Below are 17,397 nucleotides of genomic sequence, written 5' to 3'. Positions count from 1 at the left end.
GGCGCGCACGACGTATACCGTCTTGCGCATTAGTGTGACCACATGGCAGACGCCCCGCAGTTCGTGCGCATCGGAGAGCGGCGGCTGCGCGTGACCAACCTCGACAAGGTCGTGTACCCCGAGACGGGCACCACGAAGGGCGAGGTGATCGACTATTACGTGCGGATCGCGCCGCTGCTGCTGCCCGTGCTCGCGGGCCGCCCCGTGACGCGCAAGCGCTGGGTCGAGGGCGTGGGCACCGCGGCGGATCCCGAGGGGTCGTTCTTCGCGAAGCAGCTGGAGCCGGGAGCACCGTCGTGGATCCCCCGTCAGGAGATCCCGCACTCGGGCGGAGCCAAGGACTATCCGCTCGTGGACGAGGTCGCGACGCTCGTGTGGATGGCGCAGGTCGCCGCGATCGAGCTGCACATCCCGCAGTGGCGCTTCGCCCCCGACGGCGGCCGAGGCAACCCGGACCGCCTCGTGCTCGACCTGGATCCCGGCCCCGGCGTGCCCCTGTCGCAGTGCGCCGAAGTGGCGCGGCTGGCGCGCGGCATCCTCACCGGCATGGGTCTGGATCCGGTTCCGGTGACGAGCGGGAGCAAGGGGATCCACCTCTACGCGCGTCTGACGGGTGAGAGCACGAGCGATGAGATCTCGGCGCTGGCGCACGCCCTCGCCCGCGCGATCGAGGCCGACCACCCCGACCTGGCGACGAGCGTCATGACGAAGACCCTCCGCACCGGGAAGGTGTTCCTCGACTGGAGCCAGAACAACGGCAAGAAGACCACGATCGCGCCGTACTCCCTGCGCGGACGCCCGCAGCCCTGGGTCGCCGCTCCTCGCACCTGGGAGGAGCTGGAGGATCCGGAGCTGCGCCACCTGCGGTTCGATGAGGTGCTCGAGCGAGCGGAGCGCGGGATGGATCCGTTCGCGGCGATCTCCGCCGACGATCGGCCGCTCGCGCCGGCACCCGCCGCCGAAGCGCGCCCCGTGATGCGGGCCGCCGAGCCCGCGACGCCTCCTGCGACGCCCCGCCGGCCGCGCGCACCGCGCACCGCTCCAGCTCGCACCGAACCGCGCCGCATCGAGGCGTCGGCTGCGCCCCGCGCCTCCCACGGCGGCGCCTCGGAGGCCGGCGCGTCCGCCGTGCCCGCCTACTCCCCCATGCTCGCGGAGCACGGCACGCCGGGAACCGCCCGCGCGATGGGCTGGGCCGAGATCAAGTGGGATGGGATCCGCGCGATCGGCACCTGGTCGGACGGCCGGTTCCGGCTGCACGCGCGCAGCGGCACCGACATCACCGACCGCTATCCGGAGCTCACCGCCGACGGCGCCCCCGGGTTCCCCGTGGACGAGGCCGTCGTCGACGGGGAGATCGTCGCCTTCGACGCCGCGGGGCGTCCGAGCTTCCACCGGCTGCAGGACCGGATCCACCTCACCCGCGCGCGGGAGATCGAGCGCGAAGTCGTCCGCAACCCCGTGCGCTACCACCTGTTCGACCTGCTGCACCTGGAGGGGCACGACCTCACTGCGCTGCCGCTGCGCGACCGCCGCGAACTGCTCGAGCAGATCACCGCCGATCTGCCGGAGACGGTCGTGGTCCCGCCCGTGTTCGACGACGTGGATGCCGCGCTGACGACGAGCGCCGCGCTCGACCTCGAGGGCGTCGTCGTCAAGGATCCGGCATCGTCCTACGCCCCGGGCCGGCGCTCCCCGCACTGGCTCAAGATCAAGCTCACCCGCACCCAGGAGGTGGTGATCGTCGGCATCAGGCCCGGCAAGGGCGACCGCACCGGACGCATCGGATCCCTGCTGCTCGCGATCCCCGAGCCGTCGCTGCCGTCGGGGCTGCGCTATGTGGGCCGGGTCGGCACGGGCTTCACCGAGCGGGCGTTGCACGACCTCGGAGCCCGGCTCGAAGCCTTGCGGACGCCGCGGGCCGCCGTGGACGGAGTCCCGGTCGCCGACGCCTCCGACGCGCTGTGGGTGCGCCCGGAGCTCGTCGGCGAGGTGGAGTTCGCGAACTGGACCGACGACGGGGTGCTGCGCCACGCGCGCTGGCGCGGCCTGCGCCCGGACAAGACCCCCGCCGAGGTCGTGGTCGAGGCCTGAGCCGCACGGAGAGCCGGGATCGACCTCAGGCGTGCACGGCCTCGCAGTCCGCCGCCCCGCCGGATCCGGTCCTGTCGGCCTCGATCTGGAACGTCGAGTGCTCCACGTCGAAGTGCTCGGCGAGGCACGACTGCATCTGCGTGAGGAGCGCCTGCGCTCCCCCGCCGGCGAGCACGGCGGCACGAACCGACACGTGCGCCGTGAACACCGGGGCGCCACGCGTGAGCTGCCACACGTGGACGTCGTGCACGCCGGTGACTCCCGGGTACTCGAGCAGGTGCTCGCGGATCTCGCTCACGGCCGTGCCCTTCGGCGCGGATTCCGCGAGCACGGAGAACACCTCGCGCAGCAGCGCGATCGCCCGCGGGATGATCATCGCCGCGATCACCAGGGAGGCGATCGCGTCGGCGGGCATCCATCCCGTCGTGATGATGACGATGGCCGCGACGATCACCAGGGCGGATCCGATCAGATCGCCCATGACCTCCAGGTAGGCGCCGCGCACGTTGATGCTCTCCCGCTGCGCGGCGCTGAGCAGCCACATCGAGACCGCGTTGGCGACGAGCCCCACGGCGGCGACGATGAGCATGAGCGGTCCGGCGACCTCCGCCTCCGCAGGGTTCAGGAGCCGGCCGATGCCCTCGAACGCGACCCAGCCGGACAGCAGGATGAGGATGATGGCGTTGATGAGCGCCCCGAACACCTCGGCGCGCTGATAGCCGAACGTACGCCGGTCGTCGGCAGGCCGCGCGGCGACCGCACTCGCGATGAGCGCGATCACCAGCGCGGAGGCATCGGTGAACATGTGCGCCGCGTCGGCGAGCAGGGCGAGGGATCCGCTGAGGATCGCTCCGACCACCTGCACGAGCATCACGACGCACGTGAGCGTCAGCGAGATCGCGAGCAGGCGACGGTGGCCTGCGGAGCGGATCCCGGCGGAGGGTGCGTGGTCGTGCATGTATCCAGGGTAGAGCCGGGATCCCCCGGTCGGAGCCTGTTTCGCCTAGTCGGGAATGGGGATGATTCTCAGTAGTCCCAACGGTGGCGAGGGACCGGTCTTCCGTAACGCCCGAGGAGAGCGACTCGCCATCGACAGCGCAGAGCGTCGATTCCGTACCGTCCGGGCCAAGCCGGGCTTGGAGGAGATGCACCTTCATGGTCCACGGGCGAGGCGGGAGTCTGATTCTGCCCAAGTCAGCGCGCGACTACCGCAAGGTCCAGGCACAACGCTCCAGAGGCTAGGCACGATTCACAGATCGCACACGTCCAGGATGTCAAGGCGATGATTCCAGGGCCGCTACGCTCATGCGTCATGACCGCTGTTGAGCCGACCGTGAACGCGCCCGGGAAACGAGGCCGGGGGCGTGCGCTCGATGTCGCGTTGTGGATTGCCGCCGTGCCGGTGGTGATCGCTGGCGTACGGCTGCTCATGTTCTCGAAAGGTGACCCCGTCGTGCTCCGGGTGCTGTTCGAGAACTTCCAGATCCTCCCGCTGCTGACTGCATCAACGCTATTGGTGCTGCCATGGGCAACGCTCATGGCCGCCATCCTCCTGCTCTTGAATCGTTCAGCGCGAGTCGTGGTCTCGAAGTGGACTCGGGACGTCCCCACTGCGGCCACGCTGGGGATTCTCGCCATCACGGTCGTGGTGATGACCTCGCCGTTCCCTATGGCGTACTGGATTGCAGGGGCATGGTTTGCAGTGCTGGCAGTCTCGATCATCAGTCGAGTCCCGAAGGGTTGGACAGGGCGCGTGACCCGCATCGTCAACATCGCGGACAACAACACCCCTGGATCGATGTTCTACTCCGCCCTGATCGTTCCATTGGTGCTCACAATTCTCCCGGCATCGTCATCGTTTTGGCTTCCTCTCGAAGACGTCGTCACTTCGAGCGAGACGCACAGCGCATACGTGCTGGGGGCCACAGATGGGTGGACGACACTTCTCACGGTTGACCGCGTGGTTCTGCGCGTGCCCTCTGACGAGGTCACGGAACGGATCGTGTGCGACCAAGGCGAGGCGGTCACTGTTCAACTTCTCGGCGAGGACGCAGACGCGCCGAAGTGCGCCGGGTAACGTCCGCTTTCGGTACGATCCGAGCATGGACGTTGGATGGTGGGCGCTGACAATCGCCGGCGCGAGCCTCGTCATCAGTGGTGGTACCTTCTGGCGCAATCGCACCCCGGCTCCGCGCTGGTGCCCGCGGCTTCCATCAAGACTGACAGTGACGGGGAGATGCGTGTCACCCGCTCTTTCAGCAATCGAGGGCGCGGCGTAGGCCGTGATGTGCGCTTCGGTCCGGACAACGTCGGGAGCTTGGCTGTCTTCGCCACGAGGAAGGTGGAGCGGGCAAAGTTCGGCGAGAGCTTCTCGTCTACGCTCGTATATCCGGCTGGCACCACGGGCTCAGGGGCGTTCATGCTGACATGGGGCCAGGAGCTAGACCTCCACCGTCGTCGCACGATGCTAACCAAGTACAAACTGGGCGACGGTCGCGGAGATCTTCCGGAGCCGGAGCGCGACGACGTGGGCATCGTCTTCTGATCAATCCCGATGTCCTGGCCCCTGGCTACTCCGGAGCGCTGTCCTAGCATCTCGATCACGCAGGCCTGGGGGGAACATGCTGAACAACCGCGAACTAGCGTCTGTGATCCTGATCGGGCTGCTCATCCTGATCGGCCTGGCGCTACCTAAGTGGCGGGAGATCCTGCTGCCCGCGTTCCGAACGGTCGCGGGCGCGTTCTTCCAATGGGTGATCCTCCGCATATTCGGGCTCTTCGTCGTCTGGGTAGCGCTGTGGGTGTGGCTTGCGTGGATCATCGGCGCGTGGGACCTGGGGCTGTTGAAGGACACAATCATCACCTTGTTTGGTGTCGGTTTTCCCCTCCTGTTCAGCTCGATACGAGCCAAGTCTGGCGTGGAGATCATCGGTCACATCCGCCGCGAGACGCTGACGCTGTCCACCCTGTTCTTGTTCTATCTGAACTTGGAATCCCTGCCGTTGTGGGGTGAGTTGATCGCGCAGCCCGTGATCGTCGTCTTGTCGGCCATGACGGCCTTCGCTCAGCGCGACGCGAAAGGGCGGCGGGTTGTCGGATGTTTCTCGATCCCTCTCTTTCTGATCGGTATCGGCATGATCGTCTGGACCACTCTCCAGACCGTGAACAACTGGGACAAGATCAACTGGCCAGAGCTGCTCGGGCAACTTGCGCTCTCCGTGTGGCTCCCGTTCGCGATGTTCCCTTACCTGTATGTGGTCGCCTTCTACGCGGCCACGGAGTCGATCTTGAAGCGGCTGCTCTGGATGAATAAGGACATGCCCCTCCGTGCTCGCCTCGGCGTGCTCGTGGGGCTGCGCGGGTCTGTCCGGTGGACGAAGGAACTCACGGGACGGTACAACCACGTAGCGCAGGCCAGGACGTTCCGGGGTGCACTGGCAGAGGTGCGCGACTTCCGCGAGGACGTACACCGTCGCCATAGACGCGAGGCGGATCGGCTCGCCAACTTGGAGGGGTTCGCGGGCCAAGTTGGGGTGGATGGAACCGGGGCACAACTCGACCGGCGAGAGTTCGACGGAACCAAGCGTGCGCTGGACTTCATCCATACCGCCCAGGCTCTGCGCTACGAGCGCCTTGGAGGAACGTTCTGGGACGACCTTACCGACATGGTCATCAGTCCCGCGTCCAAGTGGGGCCTGCCCGACGAGCACGGAATTGTCGTAGAGACGACTGGTGACAAGAAGAAGTGGCGCGCGTGGCGACGTTTGCCGTCTGGCTGGGTGCTCGGGATTGGCGCTACCGGACGCTTCGGAGAGTATCGCTACGCCGGTGCAGAGCCCCCCACGACGTGGCCAGGATCGTCCGACGAATGGGTCGACGCCACGGTCGCCCTCGGTCCACCCGACTGGGAGCGCAATGACGAGTCGCGCTTATAGCTCGCGCCGGACAAGTTCGCGCCGATCTTGTCGAACAAACCTCAGGCGAGGGCGCCGTATGCGCCCGCGCGCGAGATCTCTTCCTTCTTCACGATGCGGTCGATCGTCCATCCCTGTGCTCGGAGAGCCCGCACAGCGGCCACCTTTTCGGAGCGTAGGGCGGTCTTGGGGCGGGTCTCCCGGTCGCCCTTCCTCGGGGATGCCCTCATCGCGCAGTGCTTTGCGGGATCAGCGCTCCCAGTTCGACTCGATCGTGGATCCGCCGCCATGCACGAGCAGCAGCGGCGGTCCGTCGCCTTCCGGCCCGTGCCACTGATAGTAGAGGCGGGGCTCAGAGCTCGGCGAGCAGCGGAACGAGGGCGACGAAGGCACGGGCCCGGTGCGACTGGGCCTGCTTCTCCTCGGCAGAGAACTCGCCCACCGTGCGCTCCGGACCGGTCTGCCCGTCCGGGATGAACACGGGGTCGTAGCCGAAGCCGCCGTCACCCGCCGCCGCGTGGGCGAGACGCCCCGGCCAGTCGCCGCGCACCGTCCACTCGCGACCGTCCGGGGTCACCAGGGCGATGACGCTGACGTAGTGCGCGGCGCGATGCGGATCCGCGATGTCGCGGAGCTGATCCAGCAGCAGCTCGCGGTTCGCGACGTCGTCCTTCCGCTGCCCCGCCCAGTAGGCGGAGAAGACGCCGGGCGAGCCGCCGAGCACGTCCACCGCGATGCCCGAGTCGTCGGCGAGCGCGGGCACACCGGAGTGCGCCGCGGCCGCACGGGCCTTGAGCAGCGCGTTCTGCTCGAACGTCACGCCGTCCTCGACAGGTTCCGGGCCGTCGTAGCCGACGACCTCGAGGTCGGGCCGGGTGGCGGCCACGATCTGGCCGAACTCGGCCACCTTGTGCGCGTTGTGCGTGGCGAGGACGATCCTCATCACTCGGTCCCTGAGCCCGCCGAAGCGGCGAGCGCGGCGAGCTGGTGGTCGCGGAGCTCAGCGCAGCCGTTCACGCCGAGGTCGAGGAGGGCGTCGAGCTCGCGCTTGTCGAAGGGCGCGCCCTCCGCGGTGCCCTGCACCTCGACGAACAGCCCGCGGCCGGTGACCACCACGTTCATGTCGGTCTCGGCGCGCACGTCCTCGACATATGCCAGGTCGAGCATGGGCTCGCCGTCGATGATCCCCACGGAGACGGCGGCGACGGAGTCGAGCAGCACCTGCGCCTTCTGCCCGATGAACTTCTTCTTCCGGCCCCACTCGATCGCGTCGGCGAGCGCGACGTAGGCGCCGGTGATGCCGGCCGTGCGCGTGCCGCCGTCGGCCTGCAGCACGTCGCAGTCGATCACGATCGTGTTCTCGCCGAGCGCCTTGGTGTCGACCACCGCACGCAGCGCCCGCCCGATCAGCCGCGAGATCTCGTGGGTGCGTCCGCCGATGCGCCCCTTCACGCTCTCCCGGTCGTTGCGCTCGTTGGTGGCGCGCGGCAGCATCGCGTACTCCGCCGTCACCCAGCCCTTGCCCTTGCCCGTCAGCCAGCGCGGCACGCCGTTCGTGAACGACGCGGTGCAGAGCACCTTCGTGTTGCCGAAGCTGATCAGCGCGGAGCCCTCCGCCTGGGCGCTCCAGCCGCGCTCGATCGTGATCGGGCGGAGCTGATCGACGGTGCGGCCGTCCTTGCGCACGGTCGGGGTCGCGGTGGACTCGGTCATGGGATCTCCTTGAGGTGGGGAAGGTCGATGACGCCGGTCTGCACGAGCCGGACGCCCCGCACCTCCTGGCCCATCAGGCGGTTGGCGAGGGCGGTGAAATCATCGGCGGAGGCGCCGGTGGCCTCGTACACGTAGCGGGGCTGCGCATCGGCGGGCGCGAGCAGGTCGCCCCGCACGAGCTGGCGGTACACGTCCCCGGCGGTCTCGTCGTCGCTGGAGACGAGGGAGACGCCCTCCCCCATCACGTAGCCGATCGCGCCACGCAGGAAGGGGTAGTGCGTGCAGCCCAGCACGAGCGTGTCGACCTCGGCCTCCCGCAGCGGCGCCAGATACTCCTCGGCCGTCTGCAGCACCTCAGGGGTGTCGGTGATGCCGGCCTCGACGAACTCGACGAACCGCGGGCACGCGGCCGTGAACACCCGCAGGTTCTCGTTCACCTCGAGCATGTCCTGATAGGCGCGGGATCCGATCGTGCCGACCGTGCCGATCACGCCGATCCGGCCGTTGCGCGTCGTCGAGATCGCCCGGCGCACGGCGGGACCGATCACCTCGACGACGGGCACGTCGTAGCGCTCACGGGCGTCGCGCAGCATCGCCGAGGACGCCGTGTTGCACGCGATCACGAGCATCTTCACGCCCTGGTCGACGAGGGTGTCGAGAACCTCGAGCGCGTAGCGGCGCACATCGGCGATCGGCTTCGGTCCGTACGGCGAGTGGGCGGTGTCGCCGATGTAGACGAAGGACTCCCGCGGCAGCTGCGCTCGGATCGCGCGGGCGACGGTGAGACCGCCGACCCCGGAGTCGAAGATCCCGATCGGCGCGTCGTTCATGATGCTCCAGCCTAGTCGGCCGACGCGTCCGCGCGCTCCTGAGCGGCTCCGCCCGTAAGCTGATCGCCATGACCGCGTCCAGCGCCCTGAAGACCGATCGGTACGAGCTCACGATGCTGGAGGCCGCACTGCGCGACGGCACCGCGGCGCGGCGCAGCGTGTTCGAGCTGTTCTCCCGGCGCCTGTCGGGCGGGCGGCGCTTCGGCGTCGTGGCGGGCACCGGGCGGCTGCTGTCGCTGCTGCGGGACTTCCGCTTCGGCGATGACGAGCTGCGCTATCTCCGCGATGAGAAGGTGGTCGACGCCGCGACTCTCCGCTACCTCGAGGACTACCGGTTCACCGGCACGATCCGCGGCTACCGCGAGGGCGAGCTGTATTTCCCGGGATCCCCGGTGCTCACCGTGGAGGGCACGTTCGGCGACGCCGTGATCCTGGAGACGCTGGCGCTCAGCGTGCTCAACCACGACTCTGCGGTCGCCACGGCCGCGTCCCGCATGAGCATCGCCGCCGGTGAGCGGCCGCTCGCGGAGATGGGCTCGCGCCGCGCCGCCGAGGACTCCGCGGTCGCCGCGGCCCGCGCCGCGTTCATCGCCGGCTTCGGCGCCACGAGCAACCTCGAGGCAGGACGCACCTGGGGGATCCCCACGATGGGCACGGCCGCGCACTCCTGGACGCTGCTCCACGACAGCGAGGAGGACGCGTTCCGCGCGCAGATCGACGCGCTCGGGGCAGGCACCACGCTCCTCGTCGACACCTACGACATCCGCCGTGGCGTCGAGACGGCGATCCGCGTGGCCGGGACCGGCCTGGGCGGGGTGCGCATCGACTCCGGCGACCTGCCGATCATGGCCGCCGAGGTGCGCGCCCAGCTCGACGAGCTCGGCGCGACGGGCACGAAGATCACCGTGACCAGCGACCTCGACGAGTACGCGATCGCCGCCCTCGCCGCCTCCCCCGTGGATGCCTACGGCGTGGGCACCTCGGTCGTGACCGGATCCGGGTATCCCACGGCCGGCATGGTCTACAAGCTCGTGGCGCGGCAGGGTGCCGACGGCGGCTGGGTCGCGGTCGCGAAGGCCTCGGCCGACAAGGGATCCAAGGGCGGCCGCAAGGCGGCGTTCCGGATCCTCGCGGACGGCGTGGCGCAGTCGGAGCGGGTGCTGGTCGCCGACGGCTTCGAGGAGCTCGGGGTGCAGGAGCACCCGGACGGGCGCCCCCTGCAGGTGACGCTGGTGGACGACGGCGAGATCGACACCGCCTACGAGGGCGCGGCAGGCACGCTGGCCGCGCGAGAGCACCACCACCGCGTGCGGGAGGAACTGCCGGTGCGCGCCCTCGCGCTCAGCAAGTCGGATCCGGCGATCCCGACGGAGTTCGTCGACGTCGCCTGAGCTCCGTCAGCGGGCCATCGACTCGTAGATCTCCTTGCACGTGGGGCAGACCGGGAACTTCTCCGGGTCGCGTCCCGGCGTCCACTTCTTGCCGCACAGCGCCCGGACGGGCTTGCCGGTGAGAGCGGACTCGAGGATCTTCTCCTTCTTCACGTAGTGGGAGAACCGCTCGTGGTCTCCCGGCTCCTGGAGCTCCTCGTTGAGGAGCTGCTCGAGTTCGCGATCGAGGGTGGCGACACCACCCTGATCCGGGGCATCCAGCGGGGTACTCATGACCGCGAGTCTAATCGCGCGGGACCGCTCCGGCGCCGTACCGGAGCGGATCCGCTCAGACCGTCTCGACGAACTCCATAAGCTCGGCGCCGCGCCGCTCGAACACCCGGTCGCCGACGTACACGCCCGCGACGAGGACCGCACCCCCGACGAGCAGGCCCGTCCACAGCGCGGGCGCGGTCGACGCCTCGGGATCCACGAGGGGCGGCCACGCCAGCAGCAGCGCCGGAACGCTCAGCACGACCGCGCCGACCAGGGCGCTCGCCTGCCCGAGCGCGCCGCCGCGCGAGCGCTGCGGCTGCTGGAACGGACTGTCGCCAGGTCGGGAGACCCCATACGGGGCGAGCACCGACATCACGCTCGACAGGCCGAGGCCGGACAGCAGCAGACTGGCGATCACCCCGATGAACGCCGGAAGAAGCGACCAGCGCCCGATCACGGCGAGCGTGACCGAGACGACGACGGCGAGGGTGGGAACGGCGATGAGCACCACCGGGACGAGCCGGCCCAGCCGATCGGGCAGCCCGCGCACGCCGCTGGCGACATGGATCCAGAACGCCGTCGAGTCGTAGGCGACGTCGTTGTGCGGCAGCCACCCGAAGAACAGGGCCATCACGGCGACGGGCAGCGCCGCCGCGATCGAGAGCGGCACCCCCGCGACCAGCAGCGGCACGACGGTGAGCACCCCGGCGATGGGGACGACCACCACGTTGGTGATGTAGCGACGGTCCCGCAGCCAGTACACGAGGCTCCGCGCCGCCACCGCGCCGAACGGGCTCGCCGGCAGCAGCGCGAACCAGCCGAGTCCCGGACGCTCGCGCACCGCAGTGGGCCGCTCCGTGGTGGTGAGCGCCCGCCGCGCGAGCGCGAACCAGCCGGCGGTGACGCCCGCAGCGGTGAGCACGGCGATGACCACGGCGCCCCAGGCGGCACCGGGCTGATCCGTGACGACGAGGAACGGGAACGCGGCGGAAGCGCCGAGGGGCGTCATCCCGAGCACGCCGGCGACGGAATGCAGGCCGGGCGGCACGGCCCCCGCCCACCCGAGCGAGGCCACGAAAACGCCGACTGGCACGGCGATGACGATCACGGCGAGCGCGAACAGCGAGGTGAGCTCGCGCGAGCGGCGCTCCGGAAGCAGGCGCGCGCTCAGCGCCATCCCGACCCGGGCCGCCAGCACCGCGGTGATCAGGGTCAGCAGCCCGGACAGCACGGCGAGCACCCACGGCGCGCCGAAGGAGATCGCCACGCCGACCACGGCGAGCTCGACGAGCAGCAGTGCGAGGCTCGGCACGCTGACGAACGCGGCGAGCGCGAGGATCGCGGGGAGCCTCCGCTCGTCGACGCCGAACACCGCGAACCGGCGCGGATCCAGCTGATCCACCGAGCCGGCGAGGATGGGCGCCACGAAGTAGCCCAGCACCACGGCGGAGCTGCCCAGCACGATGACCGCGTGCGCCGCGGCCTCGGAGGTCTGGGACAGGCTCCTGATCGCGAGGAACGCGACGGTCGTGGCGACGGCGGTGAGCAGCAGCGCCACCGCCGTCCGCGTCACCCGGCTGCGGTCGCCCCGGAGGGCGCCGAGCGCCAGCATCAGCCTCAGTCGGAGAACGTGTGCAACCACTCCAGTCCCTCCACCTCGGAGCCCGAGCCGGACAGTTCCACGAACCGCTGCTCCAGCGTCTGCCCCGCGCGCACCTCGTCGACGGTGCCCTCGGCGAGCACCTCGCCGCCGACGATGATCGCGATGCGCTCGCACACCTGCTCGATCAGATCCATTCCGTGACTGGACAGGATCACCGTTCCGCCGTGCGCGACATAGGCGCGCAGGATGTCCAGGATGACCCCGGACGACACCGGATCGACCGATTCGAACGGCTCGTCGAGGACGAGCACGCGCGGCGAGTGGATCATCGCGCCGGCGAGCATGATCTTCTTGGTCATGCCGGCTGAGTAGTCCGACACGACGCGGCTCAGCGCGCCGGCGAGGTCGAACGCCCTGGCCAGGTCCGCGACGCGCTTCTCCACCACGTCGGCGGGAAGGCCGCGCAGCAGCCCGTAGTAGTGCAGCAGCTGGCGACCGGTGAGCCGGTCGAAGGTGCGCAGACGGTCCGGCAGCACGCCGAGCGCCTTCTTCGCCGCCGCGGGGTCGGCACGCTGATCGATGCCGCTGATCCGCACGGTGCCGGCGTCGGCGCGCAGGAGCCCCGCGATGATCGACAGGGTCGTGGTCTTGCCCGCGCCGTTGGGGCCGACGATGCCGTAGAAGGATCCGGCGGGCACGGTGAGGTCGATGCCGCCGACGGCGACAGTGTCGCCGAAGCGCTTGACCAGGCCGCGCACGACGAGAGCCTGCCCCTCGGTCGGCACGGGTGCGGACGGCGCCTGCTGCGGGGCGGTCTGCGACGCTGCGGGCTCCGGCGCGGCTGTTCCCTGAGCGCCGTCGTCCGCCGCTGCCGGCTCGGCGGTGGCGGGCTCCGGGGCGGCCGGTTCCGCGGTGGCGGGCTCCGGGTCTATCGCCTCCGGCTCGGCCGGCTCCGGCGTGGCGGATTCCTCAGTGGCGGGCTCCGGCGCTGTCGCCTCGGGCGGAGCGGCTTCCGCGGCCGCGCGCTCGGGCGCGCCCGGCGCGTCCGCCTCCGGCGCGCTCGGCGCGGATTCGGTCGTCAGCGCTGCCGCCCGAGGATCGCTGTCCACAGGAGCATCATCCCGCGTGACCGCCTCCTCTGGCGAGGGGCTCTGCGCAGACTCCTCCGCCGGAGGATCCTGAACCGATCCGCCCCGTGCCGGCGCGGTCGGCTCGAGCGGCTTCACGACCTCCGTCGCCACGGGCGCGGCGGCGTCGGCGGCGGTCGCCGGCGCCTTGCGCGGCGTTCGCTTCGTCGTGGTCCCGGCGGAGGCCTTCTTGGCCGCCGCGGTACCGGTGCTGCGGGGCCGCTTCGCCGGAGCGCTCCCGGCCGCAGCATCCTTCACGGCGGCGGACTTCGCGGCGGCGAACTTCGCGGCGGCGGGCTTGGCTGCCGCGGCCTTCGCGGCCGTGGTCTTCCCGGCGGCGGGCTTGGCTGCGGTCGCCTTCGCTGCCGTGGACCTCGCGGCGGCCGGTCGTCCCGGTCGTCTCGGCGCGGCCGTCGAAGCCTCGTCGGCGACGTCCCCCGGCGTCGCAGCGGAGGCGGGCGTCGTGCGCTTTGCAGCGGGCGTCTTCTTCGCGGTGCTGCGCGGTGCGCGCGTGGTGGCCGGGGCGGCCGCCTTGACGGCCGCGACCTTGGCCGCCTCTTCCTTCGCGCTCTCCGCGGCTGCCGCGGCCTTGGCGGCGGCAGCCTTCTCGGTCGCCGCCTTCGCGGCCGCCGTGCGTGCGGCGGTCGTGCGCGCCGCCGTGCGCTTCGCGGCCGCCGAACGCGCCGCCGCGGCCTGGGTCTCGGCCTTCACGCGCGCCGTCTGCGCGGCGGTACTGCGAGAGCTGCCGGACGCAGGACGGCGTGGCTTCACGGGAGGCGAGGAATCCTTGGGCGCGCGGGGGTCATGGGATGCTCCGGTCATGCCTTTCACGGTAGCAACCGGCACGGTGAAGACCCGGTGGACGACCGGAGATGACGCGATCCGGCGCACAGGATGTCGCCCATGACGAACCTGGGAATGCACCGAGCAGTCGATAACGGAATGGCATCGCGTCCGTCCTCCACATGCCGCGCTCAGGCCGCATCGATAGCATGACTCGTGGCACGAAGAAGTGTCCCATCGGTGACAAGACCGTGAACACACGTGACAGGAGCAGTTCTGTGACTCTTCAGACCATCATTCTCGCTGCGGGCATGGGCTCGCGCCTCGGGCGCTCCCTCCCGAAGCCGCTGACTGAGCTCAACGACGGACGCTCCATCATGCAGCAGCAGCACGACAACATCCACGCGGCCTTCGGCGATGACGTCCGCATCACCACGATCGTCGGCTACCGCGCGGAGACGATCATCGAGGCCTTCCCCGATGTGAACTACGTGCACAACGAGCGCTACGACCAGACCAACACCTCCAAGAGCCTGCTGCGCGGCCTCGCCGCCACCGGGCGCAGCGGCGTGCTCTGGATGAACGGCGACGTCGTGTTCGACCCGCGCATCCTGGGCCGCGCGATCGCCCTCATCGAGCGCGACCAGTCCTTCGTGACCGTCAACACCGCCAAGGTGAGCGACGAGGAGGTCAAGTACACCGTCGACGCCGAGGGGTACATCAAGGAGCTCTCCAAGACGGTCAAGGGCGGCATCGGCGAGGCCGTCGGGATCAACTACATCTCCTCGCGCGACAAGCAGGCCTTCATGCGCCAGCTGCAGCGCGTCGACGACCAGGACTACTTCGAGCGCGGCCTCGAGCTCGCGATCCTGGAGAACGGCCTGCTGCTCGAGCCCATGGACATCTCGGACCTGTACGCGGTCGAGGTCGACTTCGCGGAGGACCTGGAGCGGGCGAACCTGTTCGTCTGATCCGCCGATCCCGGAGAGCCCGTGCCCTGTGCACGGGCTCTCCGCGTCTGCGGGGATCTTGCAGGCAGCACGGACGTAGGCTCGGGACATGGGGAGAAAAGAACGCAGCAGCCACGAGCGGACCGTGCACCGGATCCACTCGCTTCCCGACGACGCACCGTGGGCGGGCGGCCTGCCGCCGGCCGGGTCCTCCGAGCATCCGATGCACATCCGCGGCCTCGATCGCGTGCTCGCCGTGCAGCGCCCGCTCGTGCTCGCGCACATCCGCAGCATCCGGCTGCGTCATCCGGACGCCACCCCCGCGCAGATCATCACGCTGCTGGAGCGGCGCTACCTCGCCGCGGTGACGACCGGCGGTGCCGCGGTCGGCGCGACGGCAGTGATCCCGGGCATCGGCACCGGGGTCACCCTCGCGCTCTCGGGCGTGGAGACGGCGGGCTTCGTCGAGGCGACGGCGCTGTTCGCCCAGTCGATCGCCGAGGTGCACGGCATCACCGTCGAGAACCCCGACCGCGCCAGGGCGCTTGTCATGACGCTCATGCTCGGCAAGGAGGGGGTGGATCTGATCCGCCAGCTCGCCGGCCAGGCCGCGGGCACCGGAGCGGGACGCTCGGCCTACTGGGGTGAGCTGGTGACGAAGTCCCTCCCCCGCGCCGCGGTGGGGCCCCTCGCCGACCGGCTCAAGAGCCTGCTGATCAAGCAGCTCGCCGGCGCAGGCGGCGCCTCGTTCGTCGGCAAGGCGCTGCCGTTCGGCGTGGGGGCCGTGATCGGCGGTGCGGGGAACCACCTGCTCGGGCGGCGCGTGCTGAACAGCTCGCGCCGGGCGTTCGGGCTTCCGCCGCAGGTGCTGCCCGCCGAGCTCGAGCCGCAGGAGGGGGCCGAGCGCATCGAGCGCCGGATCGCCCGGGGTGCGCAGCTCGCGGGGGCCGCCGTGGTCGGCGCCGCCGGGACCGCGGCGCGCGGCGCGGGCGCGGTGGGGCGGCGCGCCGTGGAGGCGGTGCGCCGCAAGCCCGCCCCCGTGTCCGCTCCCGAGGCGCCGGGGCCCGACCTGCACCCGTCGCCGCAGCCGCATCAAGAGCTCTGACCGGTCCGCACAGGCCGGCCGTCCGGGCGGTTCTGCACCGTTGCCGTCGGAGAGCGTCCTCGTCGAATCGGATCGTCGGGAGCCGTTCCTAACGTGGCGGCATGACCCGCTCCTCCGACCCGCCGTCGCCGCGGTTCCCCGACGCCTCCTACCCCGTGCCGTGGCTCATCGACCGCCGTGATCGCACGCATCCCGTCGTCACCAACGCCGGCGGCGAGGTCGATTTCGTGCGCGTGTTCGCCCGCACCTCGGCGGATCCCGGTCGCACCCTGCTCTGGGGCCGGGTACGGCCGGGCGAGCAGATGGAGATCTGCCTGTGCGACACCGACGTCGACGACGTCGTGATCACCCTGGCGTGGTTCCGCCCCGACGACGGCCTGGAGTACGTGTGGCGTTTCGTGGTGTGATCCCGGCCGGCGCTGCCGGCGACCGCAGAGGACCGCTGCCGGCCGACGCGCCCGGACCCCTCTCCCGCGGGTCTCGCAGGCCCGACGTGCGAGGATCGACGGGTGAACCGTTCCGGCCCGTCCTCCCCCGACGCGGGCGCCCCGCTGTCCGGCGCAGGCGTGTCGTTCGTGATGCCCGTGCTGAACGAGCGCGCCTACCTGGAGCACGCGGTCGAATCGGTGCTGGCGCAGGACGTGGACGGCCCCACCGAGCTCGTCCTCGCCCTCGGCCCCTCCTCCGACGGCACCACCGCGCTCGCGGAGCGCCTCGCTTCCGCAGAGCCCCGGCTGCGGATCGTGCGCAACCCGGCCGCCGACATCCCGGTCGGCCTCAATGCGGCGATCCGGGCGAGCAGCCACCCCACGATCATCCGCGTCGACGCGCACTCCGAGCTCTCCCCCGGATACGCCAAGCGCGCGATCGCGACCCTCGAACGCACGGGCGCCGCGAACGTCGGCGGGGTCATGCGCGCGGACGGCCGGACGCCGTTCCAGGCCGCGGTCGCGCGCGCGTACAACTCGCCCGTCGGACTCGGTGGCGGGAGCTACCACGGAAGCACGCGGGAGGGCCGTGCGGAGTCCGCCTACCTCGGCGTCATGCGCAGGGCCGTGCTCGACGAAGTCGGCCTGTTCGACGAGTCCATCCGCCGCGGCGAGGACTGGGAGCTGAACCTGCGGATCCGTCAGGCCGGCTACACGGTGTGGTTCGACCCGCAGCTGGCCGTGACCTACTGGCCGCGGGAGAGCTGGATCCGCCTGGCGCGGCAGTTCCGCTCGACCGGCGCATGGCGCGGCGAGCTGGTGCGCCGCTACGGGCGCAGCAACGGCCTGCGTTTCTTCGCACCGCCCGCGCTGCTGGTGATCCTCGTCCTCGCCGTCGTCGTCGGCATCCTGCAGCTGACCGGCGTGCTCTCCGGCATCGCAGGTCTGCTCGCCTCCGTGGTCTACCTGCCGCTGATCGCCTACGCGCTGCTCGTGGTCGCGATGGCGCTCGCCCCGGGCCGCCCCACGGATCCGCCGCGCAGCCCCCGAGAGCGCATCTGGACCCTGGCCGTGCTGCCGACCATGCACCTGGCGTGGGGTCTCGGGTTCCTCATGGGCGTGCTGCGCGGCGCGCACGACACCGTGGACACGTCGCGCCTCGGAACGCGCAACACGCCGCTCCCCTGAACCGCCCGCGCCGGCC

General features: G+C 70.6%; 16 protein-coding genes. 9 read left to right on the top strand and 7 right to left on the bottom strand.

All coding sequences use genetic code 11. The annotated features are described in order from the left end of the window. Positions 1–42: 42 nt before the first annotated feature. The gene (gene ligD / locus AERO9AM_RS07270) at positions 43–2,094 is read left to right on the top strand and encodes a non-homologous end-joining DNA ligase (protein WP_159575538.1); all 2,052 of its coding nucleotides are present in this window, start codon (positions 43–45) and stop codon (positions 2,092–2,094) included. A 25-nt stretch (positions 2,095–2,119) separates the two neighbouring features. Here ligD and AERO9AM_RS07265 read toward each other — a convergent pair whose 3' ends face one another. Further along, the gene (locus tag AERO9AM_RS07265) at positions 2,120–3,052 is read right to left on the bottom strand and encodes a cation diffusion facilitator family transporter (protein WP_159575537.1); all 933 of its coding nucleotides are present in this window, start codon (positions 3,050–3,052) and stop codon (positions 2,120–2,122) included. A gap of 354 nt (positions 3,053–3,406) precedes the next feature. Between AERO9AM_RS07265 and AERO9AM_RS07260 the strand changes: the two genes are divergently transcribed. From AERO9AM_RS07260 to AERO9AM_RS07250, 3 genes are all read left to right on the top strand, one after another. Beyond that, on the top strand, positions 3,407–4,171 hold the full coding sequence (locus AERO9AM_RS07260) for a hypothetical protein (RefSeq protein WP_159575536.1): 765 nt from the start codon (positions 3,407–3,409) through the stop codon (positions 4,169–4,171). 36 nt (positions 4,172–4,207) lie between these two features. Then, positions 4,208–4,639, top strand: a complete 432-nt coding sequence (locus tag AERO9AM_RS07255) for a hypothetical protein (RefSeq protein ID WP_159575535.1) — start codon at positions 4,208–4,210, stop codon at positions 4,637–4,639. A gap of 76 nt (positions 4,640–4,715) precedes the next feature. Next, positions 4,716–6,029, top strand: a complete 1,314-nt coding sequence (locus AERO9AM_RS07250) for a hypothetical protein (RefSeq protein ID WP_159575534.1) — start codon at positions 4,716–4,718, stop codon at positions 6,027–6,029. A 331-nt stretch (positions 6,030–6,360) separates the two neighbouring features. Here the strand turns inward: AERO9AM_RS07250 and rdgB are convergent, their stop codons facing one another. From rdgB to murI, 3 genes are read right to left on the bottom strand one after another with little or no spacing between them, the layout of a single operon-like run. After that, positions 6,361–6,951 carry an RdgB/HAM1 family non-canonical purine NTP pyrophosphatase gene (gene rdgB, locus AERO9AM_RS07245; protein ID WP_159575532.1) on the bottom strand — a complete coding sequence of 197 codons (591 nt, stop codon included), beginning with the start codon at positions 6,949–6,951 and terminating at the stop codon, positions 6,361–6,363. Then, on the bottom strand, positions 6,951–7,721 hold the full coding sequence (gene rph, locus AERO9AM_RS07240) for a ribonuclease PH (RefSeq protein WP_159575531.1): 771 nt from the start codon (positions 7,719–7,721) through the stop codon (positions 6,951–6,953). The genes rdgB and rph overlap by 1 nt, the downstream gene beginning before the upstream one ends. Further along, the gene (gene murI / locus AERO9AM_RS07235; protein ID WP_159575530.1) at positions 7,718–8,551 is read right to left on the bottom strand and encodes a glutamate racemase; all 834 of its coding nucleotides are present in this window, start codon (positions 8,549–8,551) and stop codon (positions 7,718–7,720) included. Before murI ends, rph begins: the two co-directional genes overlap by 4 nt. A 68-nt stretch (positions 8,552–8,619) precedes the next feature. Here murI and AERO9AM_RS07230 point away from each other — a divergent pair, with 68 nt between their 5' ends. Beyond that, positions 8,620–9,942, top strand: a complete 1,323-nt coding sequence (locus AERO9AM_RS07230) for a nicotinate phosphoribosyltransferase (RefSeq protein WP_159575529.1) — start codon at positions 8,620–8,622, stop codon at positions 9,940–9,942. 6 nt (positions 9,943–9,948) lie between these two features. Here the strand turns inward: AERO9AM_RS07230 and AERO9AM_RS07225 are convergent, their stop codons facing one another. From AERO9AM_RS07225 to AERO9AM_RS07215, 3 genes are read right to left on the bottom strand one after another with little or no spacing between them, the layout of a single operon-like run. After that, a complete protein-coding gene (locus AERO9AM_RS07225; protein WP_045249880.1) occupies positions 9,949–10,215 on the bottom strand; it encodes a DUF3039 domain-containing protein in 267 nt (88 codons plus the stop codon). A gap of 55 nt (positions 10,216–10,270) precedes the next feature. Next, positions 10,271–11,809 (bottom strand): hypothetical protein, encoded by a 1,539-nt coding sequence (locus AERO9AM_RS07220; protein ID WP_236602524.1) that lies wholly within the window; start codon positions 11,807–11,809, stop codon positions 10,271–10,273. Positions 11,810–11,814: 5 nt separating this feature from the next. Continuing rightward, complete coding sequence (locus AERO9AM_RS07215; protein ID WP_236602523.1) at positions 11,815–13,638, bottom strand: ABC transporter ATP-binding protein; 1,824 nt, start codon at positions 13,636–13,638, stop codon at positions 11,815–11,817. Between the two features lie 350 nt (positions 13,639–13,988). Between AERO9AM_RS07215 and AERO9AM_RS07210 the strand changes: the two genes are divergently transcribed. From AERO9AM_RS07210 to AERO9AM_RS07195, 4 genes are all read left to right on the top strand, one after another. Continuing rightward, on the top strand, positions 13,989–14,681 hold the full coding sequence (locus AERO9AM_RS07210; protein WP_159575527.1) for a phosphocholine cytidylyltransferase family protein: 693 nt from the start codon (positions 13,989–13,991) through the stop codon (positions 14,679–14,681). Between the two features lie 88 nt (positions 14,682–14,769). Further along, a complete protein-coding gene (locus AERO9AM_RS07205) occupies positions 14,770–15,765 on the top strand; it encodes a hypothetical protein (RefSeq protein WP_236602522.1) in 996 nt (331 codons plus the stop codon). Between the two features lie 101 nt (positions 15,766–15,866). Further along, positions 15,867–16,172, top strand: coding sequence for a hypothetical protein (locus tag AERO9AM_RS07200; protein WP_159575526.1), 306 nt, complete (start codon positions 15,867–15,869; stop codon positions 16,170–16,172). A 171-nt stretch (positions 16,173–16,343) separates the two neighbouring features. Next, a complete protein-coding gene (locus AERO9AM_RS07195; protein WP_159577424.1) occupies positions 16,344–17,381 on the top strand; it encodes a glycosyltransferase family 2 protein in 1,038 nt (345 codons plus the stop codon). The last annotated feature ends 16 nt before the right edge of the window (positions 17,382–17,397 follow it).

The organism is Microbacterium sp. 8M (genome assembly GCF_902506375.1).
Lineage (GTDB): Bacteria > Actinomycetota > Actinomycetes > Actinomycetales > Microbacteriaceae > Microbacterium.
The sequence above is the reverse complement of the archived record's forward strand: the minus strand, read 5'-3'. Positions and strand labels throughout refer to the sequence as shown.

What these genes read in the sequence shown, in the direction of transcription:
- AERO9AM_RS07225 (WP_045249880.1), bottom strand. Translation starts at nt 10,215, where the DNA reads ATGAGTACCCCGCTGGATGCCCCGGATCAGGGTGGTGTCGCCACCCTC.
- AERO9AM_RS07205 (WP_236602522.1), top strand. Translation starts at nt 14,770, where the DNA reads ATGGGGAGAAAAGAACGCAGCAGCCACGAGCGGACCGTGCACCGGATC.
- AERO9AM_RS07265 (WP_159575537.1), bottom strand. Translation starts at nt 3,052, where the DNA reads ATGCACGACCACGCACCCTCCGCCGGGATCCGCTCCGCAGGCCACCGT.
- AERO9AM_RS07250 (WP_159575534.1), top strand. Translation starts at nt 4,716, where the DNA reads ATGCTGAACAACCGCGAACTAGCGTCTGTGATCCTGATCGGGCTGCTC.
- ligD (WP_159575538.1), top strand. Translation starts at nt 43, where the DNA reads ATGGCAGACGCCCCGCAGTTCGTGCGCATCGGAGAGCGGCGGCTGCGC.
- murI (WP_159575530.1), bottom strand. Translation starts at nt 8,551, where the DNA reads ATGAACGACGCGCCGATCGGGATCTTCGACTCCGGGGTCGGCGGTCTC.
- AERO9AM_RS07220 (WP_236602524.1), bottom strand. Translation starts at nt 11,809, where the DNA reads ATGCTGGCGCTCGGCGCCCTCCGGGGCGACCGCAGCCGGGTGACGCGG.
- AERO9AM_RS07230 (WP_159575529.1), top strand. Translation starts at nt 8,620, where the DNA reads ATGACCGCGTCCAGCGCCCTGAAGACCGATCGGTACGAGCTCACGATG.
- AERO9AM_RS07255 (WP_159575535.1), top strand. Translation starts at nt 4,208, where the DNA reads ATGGTGGGCGCTGACAATCGCCGGCGCGAGCCTCGTCATCAGTGGTGG.
- rph (WP_159575531.1), bottom strand. Translation starts at nt 7,721, where the DNA reads ATGACCGAGTCCACCGCGACCCCGACCGTGCGCAAGGACGGCCGCACC.
- rdgB (WP_159575532.1), bottom strand. Translation starts at nt 6,951, where the DNA reads ATGAGGATCGTCCTCGCCACGCACAACGCGCACAAGGTGGCCGAGTTC.
- AERO9AM_RS07200 (WP_159575526.1), top strand. Translation starts at nt 15,867, where the DNA reads ATGACCCGCTCCTCCGACCCGCCGTCGCCGCGGTTCCCCGACGCCTCC.
- AERO9AM_RS07260 (WP_159575536.1), top strand. Translation starts at nt 3,407, where the DNA reads ATGACCGCTGTTGAGCCGACCGTGAACGCGCCCGGGAAACGAGGCCGG.
- AERO9AM_RS07195 (WP_159577424.1), top strand. Translation starts at nt 16,344, where the DNA reads ATGCCCGTGCTGAACGAGCGCGCCTACCTGGAGCACGCGGTCGAATCG.